Here is a 23,101-nt window from a genome sequence, read left to right on the forward strand (position 1 = left end):
GCTCCACAACGCGAGCCCTCCATGAGCGACCCACGCTGGCTGATCACGAACGCCCTGCTGGTCAACGAGGGGCGCAGCTTCCATGCCGACTTGCGCATCGCCGAGGGTCGCATCGAACGCATCGAACGCGGCCTGCAGGCGCGCGCGGACGAAACCGTGATCGATGCCAGCGGCCTGTGGCTCCTGCCCGGCATGATCGACTCGCAGGTGCACTTCCGCGACCCCGGCCTGACGCACAAAGGCGACATCGCCAGCGAATCGCGCGCAGCCGTAGCAGGCGGCATCACCAGCTACCTGGAGATGCCGAACACCAAACCCCCGGCGGTCGACATCGAGACGCTGGAGGCGAAGTACGCGCGTGCGGCGGAAGTTTCGGCGGCGAACTACGGCTTCTACCTCGGTGCGACCAACGACAATCTCGACCAGATCCGCCGCATTGACGCGAAGCGCGTGCCGGGATTGAAGATCTTCATGGGTGCATCTACCGGCAACATGCTGGTCGACAATCCCGACACGCTGGACGCGATCTTCCGCGAGGCGCCGTGCACGATCATCACGCACTGCGAAGACACGCCGATGATCGACGCCAACGTCGCGGCCGCGAAGGCGCGCTTCGGCGACGACATCCCGGTCGAACTGCATCCGGAGCTGCGTTCGCGCGAAGCCTGCCTCAAGTCGACCACGCTGGCGCTGGCGCTCGCACGCCGGCACGGCACGCGCCTGCACGTGCTGCACCTCTCGACTGCTGAGGAAGTGGCGCTGTTCGAACCCGGGCCAATCGAAAGCAAGCGCATCACTGCGGAAACCTGCGTGCATTACCTGCACTTCGACAGCCGCGACTACTTGCGCCGCGGCGCGCTGATCAAGTGCAATCCGGCGATCAAGCACGCATCGGATCGCGCGGCCATCCTGCGCGCGCTGGTCGAGGGCCGCATCGATGTGCTCGCCACCGACCATGCACCGCACACGCTGCCGGAGAAGTCGCGCCACTACACCGCTTCGCCGTCCGGGCTGCCGCTGGTGCAGCACGCGCTGCAATGCGCACTGGAGCGCGCGTTCGATGGTGATCTCGCGGTCGCCACCCTGGTCGAACGCTTCGCCCATGCGGCCGCAAAGCGCTACCGGATTCGCGACCGTGGCTTCCTGCGCGAGGGCGGTTTCGCCGATCTGGTGCTGGTCGATCCGAACCGTTCGCAGCTCGTGCGTCGCGAGGACACGCTGTCGCGTTGCGGTTGGTCGCCGTTCGAGGGAGATACGTTTCGATCGTCGATCCACTCGACCTTCGTCAACGGCCGCCGCGTCTGGTACAACGGAGCGTTCGATCAGCCGGCGTTGGCGATGCGGCTGGAATTCGACGCGCAATGATGCGCGCGCCCTCGGCCCTGGTGCTGGCCGCGCTCGCAGCCGGCGCCAGCGCGTTGGAACTGCGCACCGAGCTGCCCGCCTCGACCACGCCGGGCGCGCTGGTGGTCGGCCGCACCGAGCCGGGCGCCGAGGTGCAGTTTGGCGGGCGCAGTCTGCGCGTGAGCGAAGACGGTAGTTTCGTGTTCGGGCTTGGCCGCGACATCAACGGCCGCGTGGCGGTGAACGTACGCTATCGCGATGGCGCCGCGCAGGCGTTCGAGATTCCGGTCACGCCGCGCGAATTCGCGATCGAACGCGTGGATGGCCTGCCCGAGTCCACGGTCAATCCCGACGCGAAGCTGGCCGCGCGCATCGCCCGTGAGCAGGCAATGGTTGCGACAGCGCGCGAACGCGATGATCCGCGCCAGGACTGGCGCTTCGGCTTCCTCTGGCCGAACACGGGCCGCATCAGTGGTGTCTATGGCAGCCAGCGCATCCTCAACGGCACGCCGAAGAATCCGCACTACGGCGTCGACATCGCGGTCGGCACCGGTACGCCGATCCATGCACCTGCGGGCGGCATCGTCAGCTTCGTCGCGAACGACCTGTATCTGACCGGCGGCACCGTCATCCTCGACCACGGGTACGGGCTATCGAGCGTGTTCGTGCACATGAGCCGCATCGACGTGAAGCCCGAACAACGCATCAAACAGGGCCAGGTGCTCGGCGCCGTCGGCGCCACCGGCCGCGCCACCGGCCCGCACCTGCACTGGGGCATGAACTGGTTCGAGACACGACTGGATCCGCAGCTGGCCGCCGGCCCGATGCCGAAGTAGTTGCTGTGCAAGAAGTGAGGCTGAAGCCTGACCCACAGGGCTCCGAACGTGGGTCAGGCTTCAGCCCGACTTTTTCCGGCACCCAACCTCAGCGCCGCCGGTGACACCGCTGCAGCACGCCGTCACCACTCGGCCCTTCCCGGAATCAGCCCGTGCAATTCGGCGTCGGTGAGGTTGCGCCATTGGCCGATCTTGAGGGCGCCGAGCTTGACGTTGTCGATGCGCACGCGGCGCAGCTCGGCCACGCGATAACCGAAGGCCGCCGCCATCAGGCGGATCTGCCGGTTCAGGCCCTGGGTGAGCACGATGCGGAAGCCGAAGCGGGCGATGCGCGCGGTCTTGCAGGGCTTGGTCGTCTGCTCGTGCAGGCGCACGCCCTTGGCCATGCCACGCAGGAACTCCGGCGTGACTTCGTTGTTGACGCCGACCAGGTATTCTTTCTCGTGCCCGTTTTCGTGGCGCAGGATTTCGTTGACGATGTCGCCGTTGCTGGTCAGCAGGATCAGGCCTTCGGAGTCCTTGTCGAGGCGGCCGATCGGAAAGATGCGCTTCTCGTGGCCGACGAAGTCGATGATGTTGCCGCTCACCGATGTGTCGGTGGTGCAGGTGACGCCGACCGGCTTGTTCAACGCGATGTAGACATGCGTGCGCCCCGCCTTCTTCACCCGCGCGCGCAGGCCCTGGCCATCGACGCGCACGTCGTCGCCCTCCGCGTACATCGTGCCGACCGCGGCCGGCACGCCATTCACCGTCACCCGCCGCTCGGCCAGCAACTTGTCCGCCTCGCGGCGCGAGCAAAATCCGGTGTCGGCGATGTGTTTGCTGATGCGCATGGCGGGCGCTCGATCGAAAACGGGGCGCGATGCTGGCACATCGCCGCCGAACCGTCACATCGCGCGATGGGCACGAGCGCTGAGGGTGCCCGCGGCCGCAGTCGGTTCGGAATTGCGCGGCAAGCTCGCGCGCGGGACTCGGAATGCTCTCGCCAAAGCAGAAGGCCTGCAGATCCCGCGCTTGCTCCGGCGCGACAGTCTCCCCTACGATGCCTGGCTGTAACGGATCGTTACACCTTTTCAGCCACCTCCGGAGTTCTCCCATGAAGCAGTTCCTCGCCACGACGACTTTCGCCGCTCTCCTCGCCTTTGCTTCCACCGCCAGCGCCGGCGACACCCCGGGCCTCAATGGCGCTGACATGCCCACCACCATCAAAGCCACGGGCAATTTCGGTGATACGCCGGGACTGAATGGCGGCGACACGGTTGCCGGTGCCGGCGGCAACTTTGGTGATACGCCAGGACTCAATGGCGGAGACATGCTCACGTGGCTGCTCTGCATGGTCGGTTTCGGCTGCGAGCAGTAACCATCGCGCCTGCCTCGCCGTTCAAGGCCCAAACGCTGCTCCGTGCTTCTCCAGCCATGCCTGGACTTCGACCGGATCGATTCGGTCGTTGTCCGGCTGAGCTTGAGCCACAGCCAGCGCACTGCGCGCCAAAGCGATGGAAATTTCGCGTTGCCCGGCCTGGTCGATGCGGGCCTGTGCTCGAAGAAAGTCGATCTGCGCGCGTGCAAGCGCGTTATCACCCGTTCCTGCAAAGCACGCGTGCGCCGACTCGAGCAATGCCAACGCCTCTTCGTACTGCCCCCGACTGACCAGCCGCTGGGCCAGATCGAGGCGGGCATACCCGAGATCGGGGTGGTCGCTGCTGCGAACCCGCTGCAGAATCCGCAGCGCTTCGCGATTGGCCGCGACTGCACCGCTCTCGTCCCCCAACGCTGACAGCGCATTCGCGATGTTCGACAGCGATTGCGCGAGTTCAGGCGCGTCAGCGCCAAGCACGCGACGGCGAATCTCCATGATCGCGCGGTGCTCGGCGAGTCCTTCGGCGAAGTTGCCTGCGTCAATTTCGAGATTGGCGAGATTGTTGCGTGCGATCAGTGTGTATCGATGTTCCGGCCCCTGGCTGCCAGTGAAGATGGACGCGGCCTTCTGGTAGGCGTCGCGGGCGCCAGCGATGTCCCCCAGTTGCCGCAGGTCCACCCCCAGGTTCAAGGACGCGATGGCCACCTGCGGATGCCGCGGGCCGAACACGCGCTCCGAGATCTCCAGCGCCTCGCCATGAGCACGCGCAGCCGCAGCGTAGTCGCCGCGTCCGGAGTGGACATTGCCGATGACCGAGAGCGTGCCTTGCCATCTCGCTGGCGACTCCGGAAAGAGCCGGCGCTTCAACGTCACGGTCGCTTCGCACACACGCAGCGCTTCGGCATAGTGCCCGCCCATCTCCAGGACTCCGCACTCATTGTGCGCAACTACGGCCATCAATTCGGCGACTTCTCCCGACGGAACCTCTTTCGCCGCCTGTTCGAGGGTCTCGCTGCCCGCAAGGACAAGCAGCAGTTTCATCGCCCGCTTTCGATAGCGATCACCCTCTTCCGGCCGGTCACGGTCCATCGCCACGGTCGCCAGGTTGTTGAGCAAGGACGCGGTGGCGGTTGGGTCCGCTCGCCCGAGAGCGATGATCGCCAGGCGGAAGTCCGCCGCCGCTTCCGCGTAGCGCCCCTTTTCCTGTCGCAACGAACCGCGTCTTGCCAGCGCTTCGGCGTAGCGCCGGGGGTCTCTCACTGCTTGCAGCTCGAAACGCGCTACTGCTCGCTGCGCAATCGAGATCGCGGTGTCGTAATCACCGAGATCCTGCAGCACCGAGGCCATGGCTGTTTCGATGACGCCGCGTGTCTCCTCCGGCAGCCGTCGGTCCTGCTCCAACTGCTTGGCTCCCGACTCCAGCGCCTCCCGAACGGTAGGCTCGCGGCCACCATGCCGCAAAGGCGTGGCCTGCTCGAATACATCGACCAGGTACTCGGTCACCGCTTCCGCCCGATCTCTCTCCTGCGCGGCGAGATCTCGCTGACTGCGCGTCTCCTCGAGCTGCCGATTGGTCAGCGCTAGCGCCACAACCAGCACTGCGAACACGACAGTGGCGCTTGCAACCAGCACGCGATGGCGTGCAACGAACTTGCCGAGCGCGTAGCGGGTGCTGCCGGCGCTGGCGGATACGGGGCGGCCGTCGAGGAAGGCTTCGAGGTCGTCGGCGAGTTCGGCGGCGCCGCGGTAGCGCTTGCCGGGTTCCTTGCGCAGGCACTTGAGCAGCACCGCGTCGAGGTCGCCGCGCAAGTTCGAAGCCGTGGTGCCGCCGGCATGCGTGGTGCCGGCGAGTGCCGCGCTCGGGCGCAGCGGTTCGGTGTCGCAGATCGCGCGCAGCAGGTCCGGAGTCGAGGAGGCGCGCGCGAACGGCGTGCTGCCGGTGAGCAGTTCATACAGCACAGCGCCGAGCGCGTAGACATCGGTCGCGGTGGTGATCGCTTCGCCGCGCACCTGCTCGGGTGCGGCGTAGCGCGGCGTCAACAGCTGCATGCCGGTGCCGGTCGCGACTTCGGCCTCGACGCTGTCGTCGAGCAGCTTGGCGATGCCGAAGTCGAGCAGCTTGGGCGTGCCGTAAGCGTCGATCAGGATGTTCGCCGGCTTGAGGTCACGGTGCACGACCAGGCGCTGGTGCGCCGCTGCCACCGCGCGGCAGATCGCGACGAATTGCCGCAGCAGCTCGCGCAGGTCCGGTCGTGCGCGTTCGGCCCAGACATCGAGACGCTCGCCATCGACGAACTCCATCGCCAGAAACGGCGTGCCATCCGCGAGCGTGCCGCCGTCGATCAGGCGCGCGATGTGCGGATGTTCGAGGCTGGCGAGAATGCGTCGCTCGGCGCGGAACCGCGCGCGCCGGTCGGGATCGCGCAAGGCGTCGTGGCCCAACAGCTTCAGCGCCACGCGCTGCTTGAAGTCGCCGTTGTCGCGCTCGGCCAGCCAGACCACGCCCATGCCGCCGCGACCGAGTTCGCGTTCGATCCGATATCCGGGCGGCAGCTTCGGCAACGCCGGCGCGTGGTCGAGATGGTCGAGCGCGGCGCCGCGGGTCTGGTCGTCGGCGAGCAAGGTCTCGACCTCGCGCTGCAGTTCGGCATCGTCGCCGCAGGCCTCGGCCACGAAAGCCGCGCGCCCAGCCAGCGGCCGTTCCTGCGCCAGCAGGAAGATCGCCTTGGCCTGGCGATAGCGCTCCGCCTGCTCGCTCATGCCCCGTCCTCTTTCGCGCACAGCGGCGCGAAGCGCGGATGCGGGCGTCCGGAGCGCGCCAGCAGCAGGCCGCGGGCGTTTGCCGCGGCCGCGTCACAACGGGTTTCGCCAGCGGCGCGCAACAGGTCGCGCCAGGCGAGCTGCCAGAGCTCGACCAACGCTTCGTCCGACACCGCGCCGAGTTGCTGCGCCAGCGACTCGCGATCGCCCGCGGCGAACGCGAGTCGCGCCGCAACCAGCGTCGCCATGCCGCGTTCGTAGTGGCGCGGGTCGAGCTTCGCCGCCTGTACCGCGACCCGTTCCATGCGCGTCGACGCGGCATCGATGTCGGCGCCGTAGAGTTCCAGTTCCGCGAGTCCGACCTGGCAACGCATCGTCGCCGGATTGGCTTCGAGCTGCGCTGCGCGCGCGGTCTGCTCGCAGGCCCCGAACCAGCGCCGCGCGGCTGCGAAGTCCTGCTGTTCCATCGCCAGCACCCCGGCCGCGCGCGCGGCACGCAGCACCAGCAGGCTGTTCGACCCGTACTTGGCGAGCAGGCTCGCATGCGCCGCACCGATCAGCGACTGCGCTTCCGCGAAGCGCCCGGCGGCGGTGAGTACGCCGGCCAGGTTGGCCTCGGCCACGGCAACGATGTGGCTTTGCGGTCCATAGCGTTCGCGGTTCAGCGCGACCGATTCACGCATGTGCTGCAGCGAGTGATCGATATCCCCTGCGCCGTATTCGGTCATGCCGAGATTGTTCAGGCGCACGCCGTATTCCGGATGCTCGCGCCCGGCGACCGCGATGAAGTCCGCAATGCCAAGCCGGTGTTCGGCCATCGCCTCGGCGAAGCGCCCCTGCATCGCCAGCACCCCGGCCAGGTTGTTGCGATCACGCGAGACGCGCAGCGGGTCGAAACCGTTTGCCAGGCTCACCCGCAGCGCCTCGCGCAGGTGCGACTCGGCCTCCTGCAGCCGCCCGAGGTTCTGCAGGTTCTGGCCGAGCTGGCTGTGCGCCGAAAGACGCTTGCGCGCCAGCTCCGGCCCTTGCGGCAGCAGCGCGAGCACGCGCTGCAGCAGAACCAGGCTCTCGCCGCCGCGTCCGAGAAAGTTCAGCGCGTTGGCGCGCGTGATCAGCACGTCGGCGCGGTCTGCAAGCGACAGCGTGCTGTCTCCTGCGTCGATCTGCGCGAGCAGCACGGCACTCTGCGACTCGACCTCCTGCATCTCCCCCGCGACGCTGGCCGACACCAGCCTGCGTACCGCGATCAGCCCGCGGATCGCGACATCATCCGGGCCGGTCAGCGCATCGGCGCGGTCGAGGTGGGCGCGCGCCGTCTCGCGCATGCCGAGCGTGGTCTCGGTGTCGGCAATCCGCGCCAGCAGTTCGGCGCGCAGTTCCGGCGCGACCCAGGCCTGCGCCTCGATGCGCCGCGCTCCCGCTTCGAGGATCTGGCGCGCGGTCAGCTCCTCGCCCTTGCTGATTGACGGATCGGCGCTGACCAACACTTCCTGCAGCAGGGCGAAGCTCTGCGTGGCGCGGTCGCGCTCATGTTCGGCGATATCGCGCTCGCGGCGGGTCTCGGCCAGCTGCCGGCTGAGCAACAGCATGGCTACCACCAGCACCGCGAACACCACCGCCGTGCTCGCGACCAGCACGCGGTGGCGGGCGACGAACTTGCCGAACGCATAGCGGGTGCTGCCGGCGCGTGCCGATACCGGGCGGCCGTCGAGGAAGCTCTCGAGATCGTCGGCGAGCTCGGCGGCGCCGCGGTAGCGCTTGCCCGGCTCCTTGCGCAGACACTTGAGCAGGATCGCGTCCAGGTCGCCGCGCAGGTGCGCAGCCGAGGTGGTGCCGGTGGCGCGTGTGGCCTGACTGGGGCGCGCCGGCTCGGTGTCGCAGATCGCGCGCAACTGGTCCGGCATCGCCGCCGCGCGGCCGTAGGGCGAACTGCCGGTGAGCAGTTCGTACTGGATCACGCCCAGCGCATAGACATCGGTCGCGGTGGTGATCGCTTCGCCGCGCACCTGCTCGGGTGCGGCGTAGCGCGGCGTCAACAGCTGCATGCCGGTGCCGGTCGCGACTTCGGCCTCGACGCTGTCGTCGAGCAGCTTGGCGATGCCGAAGTCGAGCAGCGCGGGCGCACCGTAGCCATCGACCAGGATGTTCGCCGGCTTCAGGTCGCGATGCACGATCAACCGCTGGTGCGCGGCCTGCACCGCGCGGCAGATCGCGACGAACAGGCGCAGCAGCTCGCGCAGCTTGGGCGCGGCACGCTCGACCCAGACATCCAGCCGCTCGCCCTCGACGTATTCCATCGCCAGGAACGGTGTGCCGTCGGCGAGATTGCCGCCGTCGATCAGGCGCGCAATGTTTGGGTGCTCCAGACTCGCGAGGATGCGCCGCTCGGCGCGGAAGCGGGCGTGTCGGTCGGGATCGCGCAAGGCGTCGAAGCCGAGCAGCTTCAGCGCCACACGCTGCTTGAAGTCTCCGCTGTCGCGCTCGGCCAGCCAGACCACGCCCATGCCGCCGCGACCCAGTTCGCGCTCGATCCGGTACCCCGGCGGCAGCTTCGGAAGCGCGCTGGCATGGTCGAGATGATCGAGCGCAGCGCCACGCGTGCGGTCTTCTTCCAACAGCGCCTCGACCTCAGCGCGCAAGGCCGCGTCACTGCCGCAAGCCTCCGCCAGAAACCCGTCGCGCGCCTCCAGCGGGCGCTGCTGCGCCAGCAGGAAGATCGCCTTCGCCTGGCGGTAGCGCGCGGCGGCTTCGCTCATGCCGAGAGCTCGCGCTTGAGCCAGGCCTTGGCGTGTTGCCATTCGCGATAGGTGGTGGACGGGTGCTGACCCATCACCACGGCGGCTTCCTCGATCGAGAGCCCGGCGAAATAGCGCAGCTCGACCACGCGCGCTGCCTCCGGATCGAGCGCATCGAGACGCGACAGCGCATCGTCGAGCGCGATCAGTTCGGCGCTGTCGTCGATGGCGACGCCGGCGGCGGCATCGAGCGCCTCCAGCGTTTGGCCGCCGCCGCGCTTGTCGGCGTAGTGGCGACGCGCATGGTCGACCAGCACCTGTCGCATCGCGCGCGCGGCGGCGCCAAAGAAGTGGGCGCGATTCTCGAAGTCGGGCGTGCCGCCGATCAGCTTGATCATCGCCTCGTTGACCAGCGCGGTCGGCTGCAACGTGCGCGCCGGCGCCCCGCCCGAGAGCAGACCCGCGGCCATCTGCCGCAATTCGCGGTAGACCTTCGAGAACAATCGCTCGGCCGCGGCACGATCGCCACCGTGCCAGGCCGCGAGCCAGCCGGTCAGGTCCGCACCCTTGCCGTCGTCCTGCGCCACATCCGCCCCCAGGCCCACGCCGATGCCCGATTCTGCGCTGTCGGCGGGCCAGAGGGAAATCGGCGCCGGCAACACTAGTAAGGGCGCCCGCACTTCCGGACATGGGCGCCCATATGAAAAACCACCATCGAGATCCCGAATGCACTGTTCAAGCAGGCTCGGCGCTACATCGAGGCGCATCGCATCACACTGAAGGCGCTGGCGGAACAGGGCCTGCGCGCGGTACTGGCCGAGCCGCGTGAGCAGCCACCGTTCCAACTCGCAGATGCCAGCGTCGGCGGCAACGGCCTGACACCGGAGTTTCGCGGCGCCGGCCGCATTCCAGATCGATGCCTGGCTGGCCTCGCCCTCACTGGTGCTGCTGGCCGAAAACGAACACCACTGGTCGCTGCTGCGCGGCCTGATCGACAGGGCCAGAGTGCAGGGGCCGATGGTGCACGACGCGCGCATCGCCGCGCTGTGCCTCAGCCATGGCGTGCGCGAACTGTGGTCAGCCGACCGCGACTTCAGCCGGTTTTCCGGTCTGCGTATCCGCAACCCGCTGGTGTAAGGCCGCGCGGCGCGGAGTGCGGCCACGGCGGCCATGCGAAAATATTCCGCCGCCAGCGCGTATGGATGGGCAGATCAGGGGAAAACCATGTCCGCACGCCGCAATCTGTCCGCCCTGCTGCTCGCCGCCCTGCCCGCGCTGGCCGGTGCCTCGACCTTCACCGTGACCAACACCAACGACAGCGGCTCGGGCTCGCTGCGCTGGGCGATCAACCAGGCCAACGGCAATGCCGGCACCGACACCATCGCCTTCAACATTCCCGGCGGCGGCGTGCACGCCATCGCGCCCGGCAGTGCCCTGCCGACGGTCACCAGCACCGTCAACCTGGACGGCACCACGCAGCCCGGTTATGCCGGCACGCCGGTCATCGAACTGACCGGGGGCAACGCGGGCTCGGGCGTGACCGGACTCAGGCTCAGCAGCGCAGGCAGTACCGTGAAGGGGCTGGCGATCAACAACTTCAGCCTGCACGGTCTCGATATCAGCGGCGCCGGTGGCAACACCGTCAGCCTGTGCGAGGTCGGCACCGGAACCACGGTGATGCAAGGCAACGCGGGCAGCGGCATCTGGATCGGCAGCAGTCCCGACAATACGATCGGACCGGGGAACCTCGTGGCCGGCAACGGCATCGATGGCGTCCGCATCGACGGCGCCAACGCCACGGGCAACGTGATCAAAGGCAATCGCATCGGCACCGACCCGAGCGCCATGGCGGCGATGCCAAACGGGTTCAACGGCATCGTTATCACGGCAGCCAACAACAACCGCATCGGCGGCACCACGGCGGCGGACCTCAACGTGATCTCGGGCAACACCCGCAACGGCATCGGCATCGGCGGCGGCGCCAGCGGCAATCTGGTCGAGCGCAACTACATCGGGCTCGCGGCCGATGGCGTCAGCGCGCTCGGCAATGGCTGGAACGGCGTGTACATCATCGATTCGCCCACAAACAAGATTGGCGGCGACGTGGCCGGCACCTGGAACATCATCAGTGCCAATGTCGCCTCCGGTGTCAAGATCACCGGAGCCGCGGCGAGCGGCAACGTGATCCAGAGAGCCATCATCGGCTCCGATCTGTTTGGCACCCTCGCTCGCGGAAACAACTTCGGCGTCCAGATCGATGCTGCCCCCGATACGGTCGTCGGTGGCGGCGCCTGGGGCAGCGGCGGAAACCTGATCAGCGCAAATGCGGCCGGCATCTACATCCCTTATCCAGGCGCCAGCGGCACCCTGATTCAGGGCAACCGCATCGGCACCAACCTCGCGGGCGATGTCCGCCTAGGCAACAACAGCTACGACCTCCTAATCGCGCAATCGACGAACACCACCATCGGCCAACCCGGTGCCGGCAACGTCATCGCCGGTCCGTCCTCGTTCTGGGCCATTGATCTCAGCTACTCCTCGAATACCCGAATTCAGAGCAATGTCATCGGTACGCTGGCGGATGGCAATACCGCATCGGGCGGGATCGGTGGCGTGGATCTGGTCTTCAACAACACCGGCACGCGGATTGGCGGCGACGATGACAGCTACCGGAACATCATTGCCGGCTCCAACGGCATCCGCCTCTTTGGCGGCGACAACACCAGCACCGTCATCGCCCGCAACTGGATCGGCTTGGGGGCGAGCGGTGCGGCGCTGGGCAATATCGGCGCAGGCGTCACCATCAACGGCTCGGGCACGACGCTGATGTACAACGTGATCGCCAACAGCGGCGGCAACGGGGTGACCATCGAGGGCGATGCGACGACGGTGATCGGCAACCTGATCGGCACCGATTCGGCCGGAACGGGGCCCATGCCCAACGCCGGCGACGGCATCTACGCACTCTACGCCAACAATCTGATCATCGGCAGTTCGACCCCGTCCAAACGCAACATCATCTCGGCCAACGGCGGCGACGGCGTCGATCTGGACTACGGATTCAATGCCGATCGCTATCTGTACGGCAACTACATCGGTACCGACATCAGCGGCACGATTCGGCTCGGCAACACGGGGGCCGGCGTGCGCGTCAGCGGCGACCTGGGGCCCAGCGGCACCGATGTCATCGGCAGCACCGGCGGCCAGGGCAATCTGATTTCAGGCAACGGCAGCCATGGCGTCGTGATCGATGCGGCGGATGCGGGCAACGTGCTGATCCAGTCCAACAAGATCGGCACGCAAATCGATGGCGCAACTGCGCTGGGCAATGCCGGTCACGGCATTTTCATTGCCAATTCCGCGGGCAACAACGGCATCGGCGGATACAGCCCGGCGCGCGGCAACACCATCCGCTTCAACGCCGGCACTGGCATCGTGCTAGCCGCCGCAGGAGGCGACGGCAACGAGATCGTGGCCAACAACATCTCGAGTAACGGCGGGCTGGGAATCGATCTGGGCGCCAACGGTGTGACCACCAACGACGCCGGCGATGGCGATGGCGGCGCCAACAACGAGCAGAACTTCCCCGTGCTTTCCGCCGCCGTGGCCGATGGCGCGAGCCTGCACGTGAGCGGCACGCTGAACAGCCAGCCCGCGACGCTTCGCATCGAGTTCTTCGCCAGCGATGCCTGCGACGCGACGGGCTACGGCGAGGGCGGCAGCTACCTCGGGTACGTGGACCTCACCACCGACGGCAACGGCGACGGCGTACTCCTGGCCACCGTGCCCTCCACCGTAGCCGCCGGCAAGTACTTGACCGCGACCACCACGACCAACGGTGCAGGCAGCGAGACCTCAGAGTTCTCCGCCTGCCGCCAGATCAGCGCACCACCCGCCGCCCCAACCGCCAGCAACAACGGCGCCATCTGCAACCGGCAGACGCTGCAACTCACGGCCAGCACGATCAGCGGCGCCAGCTATGCGTGGACCGGCCCGAACGGATTCACCTCGACCCTGCAGAACCCGACGATCGCAAACGCCACGACCGCCGCCGGTGGCAGCTACAGCGTCGCCGCCACCGTCGCCGGCGTCACCGGTCCAGCCGGGACGACCACCGCGACGGTGAACAACTGCTCGATCTCGATCAGCGACGCTGCGGTCACCGAAGGCAGCGGCAGCAACAGCAACGCGAGCTTCACGGTCAGCCTCTCGCACGCGAGCAAGGCCGCGATCAGCCTGAACTGGGCCAGCGCCAACGGCACCGCCACCGCACCGGCCGACTACGGCAACGGCGCCGGCACACTGTCCATCGCCGCCAACGCCACCACCGCCACCATCAACCGCCCGGTGATTGGCGACACGCTCGATGAGAACGACGAGAACTTCCACATCGACCTGTCCAATGCCAACGCCGGCAGCATCAGCGACAGCCGCGGCACCGCCACGATCGAAGACGACGACGCGACGCCGACCTTCACCGTCGAGCCCTGCGTGGTCGCGGAGGGCAACTCTGCCACCCGCCCCTGTGTCTTCGAGGTCCGGCTGGCGGCTGCCTCGGGGCGCGCGCTGGAGCTGATCGCCTGGACCGACGCCGACGACAGTCTGCTCCAGGGTGCCGCTGACAGCAGCTTCGACATGCCGCTGGTGACCGACACACCGATCTCCTTCGGCACCGGACAAAGCATGGGACTGTGGCTGATCGAGAGCGGCGACATCCAACTCAAGTCCTGGCAGCAATGGCAGCCTTCGCACTATCGCCAGTCGCTCGATCTGCAGGGAACCGTTCCCGCGACATTGGGACGCGACTTTGCAACCGTGCCCGGGCAGCGCTACGTCGTTTCCTTCGCGATGGCGGGCGACCCTTCCTGTCCGTCCGTGACCAAAACCATGACCGTCAGCTTCGGCGGACAGACGCTTGGCAACTTCAGCTTCAACGGCAGCGGCCACACCAGTTCGAACATGGGCTGGCAGTATCACGCCGTGGACGTGGTGGCAAACGCGAGCAGCATGCGGATGCGTTTTGCCAGCACCACCCCGGGCAGCTGTGGTCCCACGCTCGATGACATCTCCATTGTTCCGGTCGGCGTTGCCAGCAGCGGCATCGACTTCGTCCCTGCCTGGGCCTCCCCCGATTCACCGCTACAGATCGCGGCCGGAACCACCATGCAGTCGTTTCTGGTCGACGTGATTGGCGACACCACACCGGAGGCCGACGAGGATTTCGACCTGCACGTCTGCCTGCAGGAGGGCCTGTGCGTCCGTCAGCGCGCATCCATCATCAACGACGACAGCTGGCCGGACGCGATTTTCCGGAACGGGTTCGACTGACTTCCGCGCCCACGAAAGAAATTCCCCGCCAGCGCGTATGGGTAAGCGAAACCTGGGGAAAACCATGACCGCACGCCGCCACCTGCTCGCCTTGCTGCTCGCCGCCCTGCCCACGCTGGCGGCGGCGGCGACCTACACCGTCACCTCCGCCAACGACTCCGGCACCAACACGCTGCGCTGGGCCATCCAGCAGGCCAACGCCAACGCCGGAGCCGACAGCATCGTGTTCAACATCGGCGGTGGCGGCGGCCGCAACATCGCGCTCGCGACGGCGCTGCCCGCGCTCACCGGGCCGGCCAGCATCGACGCCACGACGCAGCCAGGGTACGCCGGTTCGCCGCTGATCCAGCTCGACGGACTGAACGCCGGCGCCGGGGCGATCGGCCTTCAGCTGTCGACCTCGGGCAGCTCCATCCGCGGCTTCTCGGTGATGCGCTTCAACGGTGTCGGCATCCGCATTGACGGCGCCGGCGGCGGCAACACGGTGGCGTACTGCCACATCGGCCTCAACAACGCCGGAGGGGCGTCCGGCAACGACGGCAGCGGCGTGTTCATCGCGGCCAGCCCGAACAACGTCATCGGCCCGGGCAACACGATTTCCAGCAACGGCGTGGATGGCGTGCGCATCGACGCGGCCGCCGCCACCGGCAACGTCGTCGCCGGCAACCGCATCGGCACCAACCCCGCCGGAACCGCGGCCATTCCCAACGGCTACAACGGCGTGGTGATCACCGCGGCCAGCAACAACCGCATCGGCGGCACAACAGCGGCGGACCTCAACGTGATCTCGGGCAACTCCCTGAACGGCATCGGCATCGCCGCAGGTGCCAGCGGCAACCTGATCGAGCGCAACCACATCGGGGTCGCCACCGACGGCGCGGCACCGCTCGGAAACGGCGAGAACGGCGTGATCATTCTCGACTCGCCCTCGAACAAGATCGGCGGCGACGTTGCCGGCACCTTCAATGTCCTCAGCAGCAACGGGCACCACGGCGTGCAGATCAGCGGCGATGCCAGCGACAACAATGTCGTGCAGCGCGGCGTGATCGGCTCCGACCTGTTCGGCACGCTCGACCGCGGCAACGGTCGCGCTGGCGTCAACGTCGCTCCGACCAGCGGTGGCAGCGACATTCCCTCCGGCAACGTCATCGGCAGTGGCGGCTGGGGCGCGGGCGGCAACATGATCTCGGGCAACGGCTGGGCCGGGATCCAGATCGACAATGCCAATGCCACCCTGATCCAGGGCAACCGCATCGGCACCGATGTCAACGGGACACAGGCACTTCCCAACGGCTCCGGCGGTATCGACATCTACAACGGCTGGAACACCGTGATCGGCTCCATCACCGCCGGAAACCTGATCTCGGGAAACGCCGGCACCGGCATCGACATCCAGAGCGAAGGCCTGCTGACGATCCTCGGCAACCGCATCGGCACTACGGCGGACGGCAGCGCCGCGCTCTCGAACAACGGTTACGGCATTTGGGTTCAGTCGGTCTACAACGGCGCCGTGATCGGCAGCGGCGACCACGATGCGTGGACCTGCAACCGCGCTTGCAACCTGATCTCCGGCAACACACTCTACGGTCTGCGCCTCGGCAACACCTCCAACGGGCCGCACGCGGTAAAAGGCAACTTCATCGGCAGCAATCTCGCCGGCACGGCAGCGCGGGCGAATGGCTCTGGTGGCGTGCTGGTGCAGGCCTATGCCGAAATCGGCGGTGTCGGCAGCGAAGGCAACCTGATCTCCGGCAACACCGGCAGCGGCATCACTGCGGTTGATGGCTGGCTGAGCCTCTACGGCAACCGCATCGGTACGAGTGCCGATGGCCTCGCTGCGGTCGGCAACAGCGGCGATGGTGTCCATATCGGGCCCGACCGCATCAATCTCGAACTCGGTGCGGCCGGCAAGGGCAACCAGCTTTCGGGCAACGGCGGCGATGGCATCCAGTTCGTCGAAAACGAACCGGCCATGTCGGCCAGCCAGACCGTGCGCGCCAATGCGATCGGCATTGCTGCCAACGGTGCTTGCCTCGGCAACGGTCGCGACGGAATCCGCCTGAACGACGGCTCGCGCTTCATCGAAGTCGGCGGCATCGCCGCTGGCGAGGGCAATCGCATCGACTGCAACGTCGGCAATGGCATCACCATCCTCGGCAACGACAGCGGCTTCGGCTTCCTGCGCAACACCTTCAACGGCAATGGCGGCCTGGCGATCGATATCGACAATGACGGCGTGACCGCGAACGACCCCGGCGATGGAGACGTGTGGCGCGAGAACTTCCCGGTGCTGGCGAGCGCCGCAAACCTCGGCAGCGCAACCCGCGTGCAGGGCGCGCTCGACGCGGCGGCCAGCCTGAACTACCGCATCGAGTTTTTCGACAACGCCACTTGCGACCCCAGTGGCCATGGCGAGGGCGCGAACTGGCTCGGCAGCGCCAACGCCACGACCGACGGCGCCGGCCATGCCGGTTTCAGCGTGGATCTGCCCGCACTGGCCAACGGACGCAAGGTGACAGCGACGGCCACCGTGGTCAGCGGCACCGAACCCTTCATCGACTACAGCACCTCGGAGTTTTCCGCCTGCGTCACGGTGGTCACGCCACCGCCCGCCCCCACCGCCGGCAACAACGGCGCGATCTGCAACCGGCAGACGCTGCAACTCACGGCCAGCACGATCAGCGGCGCGAGCTATGCGTGGACTGGCCCGAACGCATTCACCTCCACCCTGCAGAACCCGGCGATCGCAAACGCCACGACCGCCGCCAGTGGCAACTACAGCGTCACCGCTACCATCGGCGGCGTCACCGGGCCGGCCGGCGCCACCACAGCCACAGTCAATCCCTGCCAGATCTCGATCGCCGACCCTGCGGCCATCGTGGAGGGCACCGGCAGCAACTCGACCGCGACCTTTGCCGTGTCGCTCAGCCACGCCAGCAAGACCGCCATCACCTTGAACTGGGCCAGCGCCAACGGCAGCGCCGCAGCGCCTGCGGACTACACCGCAGGCAGCGGCACCTTGACCATCGCCGCCAATGCCACCGGAGCCACCATCACGCGCCCGGTCATCGGCGACACCCTGGACGAAGACAACGAGACCTTCCACATCGACCTGTCCAACCCCAGCGCCGGCAGCATCAGCGACAACCGCGGCACCGCCACGATCACCGACGACGACGCTGCGCCCGTGCTGAGCATCGACGCCGGCGGCTGCAGCATTACCGAGGGCAACACTGGGTCGATAGACTGCGGCTTCGTGCTTCGCTTGTCGGCCGCCAGCAGCAGGACGGTAACGTTCGACACCGCCACTACCGGCGGCACGGCGACCGCCGGCAGTGACTTCACCGCGCATGCCAGCACCGCCCGCAGCATCGCCGCCGGTACGACCACGCTCAGCGTCACCGTGCCGGTACTCGGCGATGCGCTCGACGAGGACAACGAGACTTTCACGCTCAATGTCACCAGTGTTGTCAACGCCACTCCAGCTTCGCTGAGCGGCACCGGCACCATCAGCGACGACGACGCCCCACCGACGCTCGGCATCGACGGCGCCGGCTGCAGCGTGATCGAGGGCGATACCGGGTCGGTGAACTGCGCCTTCGTGCTGCGCCTGTCCGCAGCCAGCGGAAAGACGGTGACCTTCAACACTGCGACCGCCAACGGTACCGCCACTGCCGGCAGCGACTACACCGCGCACGCCGCAACCGCGCGCAACATCGCGGCTGGATCAACCACGCTCACCGTCAACGTGCCGGTGCTCGGCGACACCGTCGAGGAAGCCGACGAGACCTTCACCCTCAACGCCACCGGCGTGACCAACGCCAGCCCGGCCTCGCTGAGCGGCACCGGCAGCATCCTCAGCGACGACCTCGCCGAGTTGGTTTTCTTCGATGGCTTCGAGTAACAAGGCTGCACCCTTCCCAGACGGAGAGTCTCGATGAGAACCCTGCTACGTTTTCTGATCCGCCTCGCCGCGCTGTGCGTGGTGCTCGCCGTATTCGTGTTCGGACTCGCGTGGTTTCGCTCCGAGCAGGCACGCAACCGACACTACGCATTGCCTCGCCTGGCGATCGAGGCCACCGTCACGCCCGAACGCATCGCTCGTGGCGAGCACCTCGCGCGCACTCGCGGCTGCACTGGCTGCCACGGCCCGGAGTTGATGGGCGAACACATGATCGATGCCGGCCCGGTGATGCAGGTCTACACGCCGAACCTGACCCCGGGCGGCGTGCTCGCCACGCACGACCTTGCCCGCTTCGAGCACGCGCTGCGCCACGCCGTGGCTCGCGACGGCCGTCCCCTGCTGGTCATGCCCGCGGAGGATTTCGCGCTGCTCTCGAACGAGGATGTGGTCGCACTGTTCGTGTACCTGAAGCAACTCCCGCCGGTGACCACGACCCAGCCCGCAAGCCGCATCGGACCGTTGGGCCGCGTGCTGTACCTGTTCGGGCAACTGCCGGTGTGGAAGGCAGGGAGCATCGACCACGCACTTGCCAGCCGTGGCGCACCAGCGCCGCCAGCGACAGCAGATGTCGCCTACGGTGCCTACGTCGCCCAAGGTTGCATCGGCTGCCATGGCGCCACCTTGGTGGGCGGCCGCATCCCGGGCACGCCGCCGGACTTCATCGCTGCGGCGAACCTGACACCACACGCGAACGGCCTTGCCGACTGGTCCGAAGCGGATTTCTTCCGCGCGATACGCGAAGGCAAGCGCCCGAACGGCAGCGCGATCGACGCGGTCATGCCCTGGCGCGAATTGCGGCACATGGACGACATCGAGTTGAGCGCGCTCTGGGCTTACCTGCGCTCGCTGCCGCCGCGTGCACGCTGACGCCGAGCCGTCTGGCTTGCAGCGGCCACGCGGCGACGGCACCATGCCACCTCCTGCGGAGATCCCCTCGATGTCCACAACCGTACGCAAGTCCACCCCGATCCTGTTCGTCGAGCGCATCGAAGCCTCGCTGCCGTTCTTCGAGGCGGTCGGATTCGTCAAGGTGATGGATGTGCCGGATGGCGACCGGCTCGGCTTCTGCATCCTCGACTGTGCGGGCGTCGAGGTGATGCTGCAGAGCTTCGCGTCGCTGGCCGCGGACATGCCGGCGCTGAGCGCTGCCGCGCGCGGCCGCGGTTTCCTGTTCATGGAAGTGCCCGACCTCGCGGCGGTGGAGGCCGCGCTCGCCGGCCACGCCGTGTACATGCCACGGCGCAGCACCTTCTACGGCTCCGAGGAAACCGGCTTCATCGATCCCGGTGGGCACTACGTCACCTTCGCGCAATTCGCGCAGGGGCACTGAGGCTCAGCGCTCGCCGTCCTCGTCGTCGCGCGGGGTCTCGATCGGCGAGGCATCGCCGTCCTCGGTCTCCGCCGATTCATCGCCAGCCGCGGCGGCGGCCTCGGCGTTCTGCGGGTCATTCGTGGCGGCCTCGCGCACCTGCTGCTCGTCGGTCTGCACGCCGATGTGATAGGCAGCAAAACCGGGCAGCACGATCTGATTCAGGGCCATGCCGATGACCTTGCCCTGCACCGGCGACACGATCGCGCGCTCGCTGTTCTGCACCGGGTCGATGACCTTGCCAAGACGCTGGCCGACGCGCACGCGATCGCCAAGATTCACCTCCGAGAACAGCATGCCACCGCTATCCGAGCGCACCCATTTGGCCGCGTAAAACAGCGCCTGCGGCTCGGCCCACATGCGAAAGCTGCGGGTCATGCCCATCTTGTGCAGCAGCGTGTGCAGGGCTTGCACCGCATGGTCGATCTCGGCCGGTTCCAGGCGCATCGGCGACCCGACCTCGAAGGTGATCGCCGGAATGCCGGCCGCCACCGCGGCATGGCGCAGCATGCCGCGCGAACCCGGCGAATGCAGTACCGCGGTCGCTCCGAAGCCGCGCGAGAACTCGAGCACGGCCGGGATGCGCAGGTCGCCGCGCACCTGCGGCAGATTCTTGCGATCGAAGGATCCGGTATGGAAATCCACCAGCGCCTGGCAATTCGACACCACTTCAGAGAAGAAACTGTGCGCGATGCGCGAGGCCGAACTGCCGCTCGTCGTGCCCGGGAAATAGCGGTTGAGATCGCGCCGATCCGGCAGGTAGCGCGAGCCGCGCGCGTAGCCGAGGTAGTTCACGATCGGCACGCCGACCACGGTGCCGGACAGGCTCGCAGGATCCAACTCATTCATCAGGCGGCGCACGATCTCGATGCCATTGAGTTCGTCGCCGTGCACCGCTGCAGTCAAGCAGATGCGCGGCCCCGCCGTTGTCCCGTGCGCGACGATTACCGGCGTGGTCACCACGGTGCCGTCAAAACTTTGTCCGGACGCCCAGTGCAATTCGGCGCGTGTTCCCGGCCGCACCGACTGGCCGAGCAGCGATAGCGGCGTGGTTTCGGCCCCCTCGGCCATGATCGGCAACGGCGTCACCGCGACTGCGTCCATGGTCGGTGCCACCACCGCCATCGGCGTCTTTGGCAACGCTGCGGGTGCAACTGCCGCCGGCGCTGCGGCTGCCTCGCGCGCAGGCTCGCTGGTGCTCTGCGCGGGCCCGGGCTTGGCGTCGATCGGAAAATCCTGGGCACCCACGGCCAGCCCCGCGCACAACCAGACGCCAGCCAGCACCCGCCTCATGCGCCCGCCACCCGGCAATGCGCGCAGACACCGTGCACTTCCAGCGTCTGCGCGTGCGGCGTGAATCCGAGCGAGTCGGCGTGCGCCACCAGCATCGACGCCACCCTGGAATCGCAGAACTCGGTGGCCACGCCGCAGCGGTCGCAGATGAAGAACGGCACCGTGTGCTGCTCCGCCGGGTGATGGCAACTGGTGAAGGCGTTGATCGATTCGAGCTTGTGGATGAAGCCGTGCTCGATCAGGAAGTCGAGCGCGCGGTAGACCTGGGTCGGCGCAGCGCGCGCCACGTCCGGGCGCAACTGGTCGAGCAGTTCATAGGCCTTGACCGGGCGATCCGCGGCCGCGATCAGCTCCAGCACGCGTCGTCGCATCGGCGTCAGCTTGAGGCTACGCGCAGCGCAGGCCGCCTCCACCGCGTGCACGAACGACACCGGCGCATGCGCATGCTGATGCCCTCCGTGCCGCAGCGGACTCATCTCAGGCCGCGTGCTGGCGCTGGCCGCGACGCACCGCGGCGTCGATGCGCGCGAGCGCACGCTTCTGGCCGGTCAGGTACACGGTCTGGTCGATCGACGGGGACACCTGCGAGCCGGTGATCGCGACGCGCAGCGGCTGCGCGACCTTGCCGAGGCCGACGCCGATCTTCTCGGCCGCGGCGCGCAGCGCGGCATCCACCGTGGCTGGCGACCATTCGCCTTCGCCGATCGCGGCCAGCGCGTCGTGCGCAGCTTCGAGCGCCGGCGCTGCGCCCGCAACCAGATGCTTCGCCGCGGAATCGGCGTCGTAGCTCTCGAACTCCTCGTACCAGCAGCGCGCCTTCTCGGCCAATTCGCCGAGGGTTTTTCCGCCCGGTCGTGCAGCGATCACGATCTCGGCCGGCTTCGGTCCGTGCGCCATCGCGTAGTGGAGGTCCTCCAGGTGCGGGATCAGATGCGCCGCGACTTTCTCCGGCAGGTCGGTCTTGAGGTAGTGCTGGTTCAGCCAGTGCAGCTTGTCCATGTCGAAGCGCGCCGGTGCGCGGTTCACGTCGCGCACATCGAACAACTGGACCAGTTCCTCGCGCGAGAACACTTCCTGGTCGCCGTGCGACCAGCCGAGGCGCACCAGATAGTTCAGCAACGCGTGCGGCAGAAAACCGTCGTCGCGATAGTTCATCACGTTGACCGCACCATGGCGCTGGAAGCGCGCGCCATCCTGGCCGAGGATCATCGGCAAGTGCGCGAACACCGGCGGCTCGTGGCCCATGGCGTAGTAGATGTTGATCTGGCGCGGGGTGTTGTTGATGTGGTCGTCGCCGCGGATCACCTCGGTGATCTTCATGTCGATGTCGTCGACCACGACCGCGCGGTTGTAGGCCGGAAATCGTCTGAAAGCCAGATGATCGATCATCCGAAGTCCCCGTTAGAAATCTCGATGCTGGCCGCGCACCCTTGTCCGCGAACACCACCGTGCCGGACTGCGGATTCTTGAAGCGGATCACCGGCACCACCGGGCCTCGACTGCGTCGGCAACATGGCGGCACTTGCCGTCGCTGGCGCTTCTCGTTGTTCGCCATCTGTGCCTCGCGCAGCGTTTCCAGCCGTTACTTGCTGCACCAGCACCGATGAGCGCCTTGCCATCTGCGACCAGGTGCTGTGCGACCTGGCGATAGGACCAGACGATCGGGCATCGTGTCTGATAGAACGGCCCCTCGTCGTAATCAGGCCGGGCTACTCCATCGCGTCCAGGATCGCGTTCACCTGATTCCTGGTCGAACGCGCGGTCGGTGTCCTGCGATGCGCAGGATGAAGGTGCCGTTCGCTGCGAGCCCAGTAGCAGTAGAGCGGCGGTGCGCGCGCCCCCGCCAAGGTGCAGCAGGCCGGTGGGACTCGGGGCAAAGCGGGTGCGATAGGTCATCCGGAGAGCTTCCGAAACAAGGCGCGGAGTCTAGCAAGCGCGAACGAAACCGGAACCGAAATGGCAGCTACACCCGAACCGCCTTCAGTGCGGGCTCGATGCGGGCAATCGCGTCGAAGTCGATCCGAATGCAGAAGTACTTCCCTGCTCTCGACGCAGGAAGCCGCGATCAAGCAATCAATTGGACTTCTGCGGCGTGTGGCCCGACCAGCGGCT

Annotated in this window: 14 protein-coding genes and 1 pseudogene; 8 read left to right on the top strand and 7 right to left on the bottom strand. The window is 67.3% G+C overall.

Translation table 11 applies throughout. From position 1 onward, the window contains the following. The first annotated feature begins 21 nt into the window (after nucleotides 1-21). Together IPG63_17455 and IPG63_17460 are read left to right on the top strand one after the other, a co-directional pair. Nucleotides 22-1,365, top strand: coding sequence for a dihydroorotase (locus IPG63_17455; GenBank protein MBK6728974.1), 1,344 nt, complete (start codon nucleotides 22-24; stop codon nucleotides 1,363-1,365). Then, nucleotides 1,362-2,180 carry a M23 family metallopeptidase gene (locus IPG63_17460; protein MBK6728975.1) on the top strand — a complete coding sequence of 273 codons (819 nt, stop codon included), beginning with the start codon at nucleotides 1,362-1,364 and terminating at the stop codon, nucleotides 2,178-2,180. The genes IPG63_17455 and IPG63_17460 overlap by 4 nt, the downstream gene beginning before the upstream one ends. A gap of 122 nt (nucleotides 2,181-2,302) precedes the next feature. Here IPG63_17460 and IPG63_17465 read toward each other — a convergent pair whose 3' ends face one another. Then, the gene (locus IPG63_17465) at nucleotides 2,303-3,013 is read right to left on the bottom strand and encodes a pseudouridine synthase (GenBank protein MBK6728976.1); all 711 of its coding nucleotides are present in this window, start codon (nucleotides 3,011-3,013) and stop codon (nucleotides 2,303-2,305) included. A 263-nt stretch (nucleotides 3,014-3,276) separates the two neighbouring features. On the opposite strand from IPG63_17465, the gene IPG63_17470 reads away from it, so the two are divergent. Next, nucleotides 3,277-3,540, top strand: coding sequence for a hypothetical protein (locus IPG63_17470; GenBank protein ID MBK6728977.1), 264 nt, complete (start codon nucleotides 3,277-3,279; stop codon nucleotides 3,538-3,540). Between the two features lie 21 nt (nucleotides 3,541-3,561). Here the strand turns inward: IPG63_17470 and IPG63_17475 are convergent, their stop codons facing one another. Genes IPG63_17475 through IPG63_17485 form a run of 3 tightly spaced genes read right to left on the bottom strand, consistent with a single transcriptional unit; the run spans nucleotide 3,562 to nucleotide 9,802 of the window. Further along, nucleotides 3,562-6,300, bottom strand: coding sequence for a serine/threonine protein kinase (locus tag IPG63_17475; protein ID MBK6728978.1), 2,739 nt, complete (start codon nucleotides 6,298-6,300; stop codon nucleotides 3,562-3,564). Beyond that, nucleotides 6,297-9,056, bottom strand: coding sequence for a protein kinase (locus tag IPG63_17480; GenBank protein ID MBK6728979.1), 2,760 nt, complete (start codon nucleotides 9,054-9,056; stop codon nucleotides 6,297-6,299). The genes IPG63_17475 and IPG63_17480 overlap by 4 nt, the downstream gene beginning before the upstream one ends. Further along, nucleotides 9,053-9,802, bottom strand: coding sequence for a sigma-70 family RNA polymerase sigma factor (locus IPG63_17485; protein MBK6728980.1), 750 nt, complete (start codon nucleotides 9,800-9,802; stop codon nucleotides 9,053-9,055). Before IPG63_17485 ends, IPG63_17480 begins: the two co-directional genes overlap by 4 nt. A gap of 145 nt (nucleotides 9,803-9,947) precedes the next feature. Between IPG63_17485 and IPG63_17490 the strand changes: the two genes are divergently transcribed. The 5 genes from IPG63_17490 (at nucleotide 9,948) to IPG63_17510 (ending at nucleotide 19,657) form a co-directional block, all read left to right on the top strand. Continuing rightward, a complete protein-coding gene (locus IPG63_17490) occupies nucleotides 9,948-10,172 on the top strand; it encodes a PIN domain-containing protein (protein MBK6728981.1) in 225 nt (74 codons plus the stop codon). An 87-nt stretch (nucleotides 10,173-10,259) separates the two neighbouring features. Then, nucleotides 10,260-14,363, top strand: a complete 4,104-nt coding sequence (locus tag IPG63_17495; protein MBK6728982.1) for a DUF642 domain-containing protein — start codon at nucleotides 10,260-10,262, stop codon at nucleotides 14,361-14,363. A gap of 64 nt (nucleotides 14,364-14,427) precedes the next feature. Further along, entirely contained in the window at nucleotides 14,428-18,267 is a 3,840-nt protein-coding gene (locus tag IPG63_17500) for a hypothetical protein (GenBank protein ID MBK6728983.1), read from the top strand. Between the two features lie 33 nt (nucleotides 18,268-18,300). Beyond that, the gene (locus IPG63_17505; protein MBK6728984.1) at nucleotides 18,301-19,194 is read left to right on the top strand and encodes a c-type cytochrome; all 894 of its coding nucleotides are present in this window, start codon (nucleotides 18,301-18,303) and stop codon (nucleotides 19,192-19,194) included. Between the two features lie 70 nt (nucleotides 19,195-19,264). Beyond that, nucleotides 19,265-19,657, top strand: a complete 393-nt coding sequence (locus IPG63_17510) for a hypothetical protein (GenBank protein MBK6728985.1) — start codon at nucleotides 19,265-19,267, stop codon at nucleotides 19,655-19,657. Nucleotides 19,658-19,660: 3 nt separating this feature from the next. On the opposite strand, the gene IPG63_17515 is transcribed toward IPG63_17510, so the two are convergent. The 3 genes and pseudogenes from IPG63_17515 to gltX all read right to left on the bottom strand — a co-directional run bounded on the left by IPG63_17515 (nucleotide 19,661) and on the right by gltX (nucleotide 22,885). Further along, nucleotides 19,661-20,989, bottom strand: coding sequence for a succinylglutamate desuccinylase/aspartoacylase family protein (locus IPG63_17515; GenBank protein MBK6728986.1), 1,329 nt, complete (start codon nucleotides 20,987-20,989; stop codon nucleotides 19,661-19,663). Further along, a complete protein-coding gene (locus IPG63_17520) occupies nucleotides 20,986-21,465 on the bottom strand; it encodes a transcriptional repressor (protein MBK6728987.1) in 480 nt (159 codons plus the stop codon). The genes IPG63_17515 and IPG63_17520 overlap by 4 nt, the downstream gene beginning before the upstream one ends. Nucleotide 21,466: 1 nt before the next feature. Then, nucleotides 21,467-22,885 (bottom strand): annotated as a pseudogene (gene gltX, locus IPG63_17525) (glutamate--tRNA ligase). Between the last annotated feature and the right edge of the window lie 216 nt (nucleotides 22,886-23,101).

The organism is Lysobacterales bacterium (assembly GCA_016703225.1).
Lineage (GTDB): Bacteria > Pseudomonadota > Gammaproteobacteria > Xanthomonadales > Ahniellaceae > JADKHK01.

What these genes read in the sequence shown, in the direction of transcription:
- IPG63_17455 (MBK6728974.1), top strand. Translation starts at nt 22, where the DNA reads ATGAGCGACCCACGCTGGCTGATCACGAACGCCCTGCTGGTCAACGAG.
- IPG63_17460 (MBK6728975.1), top strand. Translation starts at nt 1,362, where the DNA reads ATGATGCGCGCGCCCTCGGCCCTGGTGCTGGCCGCGCTCGCAGCCGGC.
- IPG63_17465 (MBK6728976.1), bottom strand. Translation starts at nt 3,013, where the DNA reads ATGCGCATCAGCAAACACATCGCCGACACCGGATTTTGCTCGCGCCGC.
- IPG63_17470 (MBK6728977.1), top strand. Translation starts at nt 3,277, where the DNA reads ATGAAGCAGTTCCTCGCCACGACGACTTTCGCCGCTCTCCTCGCCTTT.
- IPG63_17475 (MBK6728978.1), bottom strand. Translation starts at nt 6,300, where the DNA reads ATGAGCGAGCAGGCGGAGCGCTATCGCCAGGCCAAGGCGATCTTCCTG.
- IPG63_17480 (MBK6728979.1), bottom strand. Translation starts at nt 9,056, where the DNA reads ATGAGCGAAGCCGCCGCGCGCTACCGCCAGGCGAAGGCGATCTTCCTG.
- IPG63_17485 (MBK6728980.1), bottom strand. Translation starts at nt 9,802, where the DNA reads ATGCGCCTCGATGTAGCGCCGAGCCTGCTTGAACAGTGCATTCGGGAT.
- IPG63_17495 (MBK6728982.1), top strand. Translation starts at nt 10,260, where the DNA reads ATGTCCGCACGCCGCAATCTGTCCGCCCTGCTGCTCGCCGCCCTGCCC.
- IPG63_17500 (MBK6728983.1), top strand. Translation starts at nt 14,428, where the DNA reads ATGACCGCACGCCGCCACCTGCTCGCCTTGCTGCTCGCCGCCCTGCCC.
- IPG63_17505 (MBK6728984.1), top strand. Translation starts at nt 18,301, where the DNA reads ATGAGAACCCTGCTACGTTTTCTGATCCGCCTCGCCGCGCTGTGCGTG.
- IPG63_17510 (MBK6728985.1), top strand. Translation starts at nt 19,265, where the DNA reads ATGTCCACAACCGTACGCAAGTCCACCCCGATCCTGTTCGTCGAGCGC.
- IPG63_17515 (MBK6728986.1), bottom strand. Translation starts at nt 20,989, where the DNA reads ATGAGGCGGGTGCTGGCTGGCGTCTGGTTGTGCGCGGGGCTGGCCGTG.
- IPG63_17520 (MBK6728987.1), bottom strand. Translation starts at nt 21,465, where the DNA reads ATGAGTCCGCTGCGGCACGGAGGGCATCAGCATGCGCATGCGCCGGTG.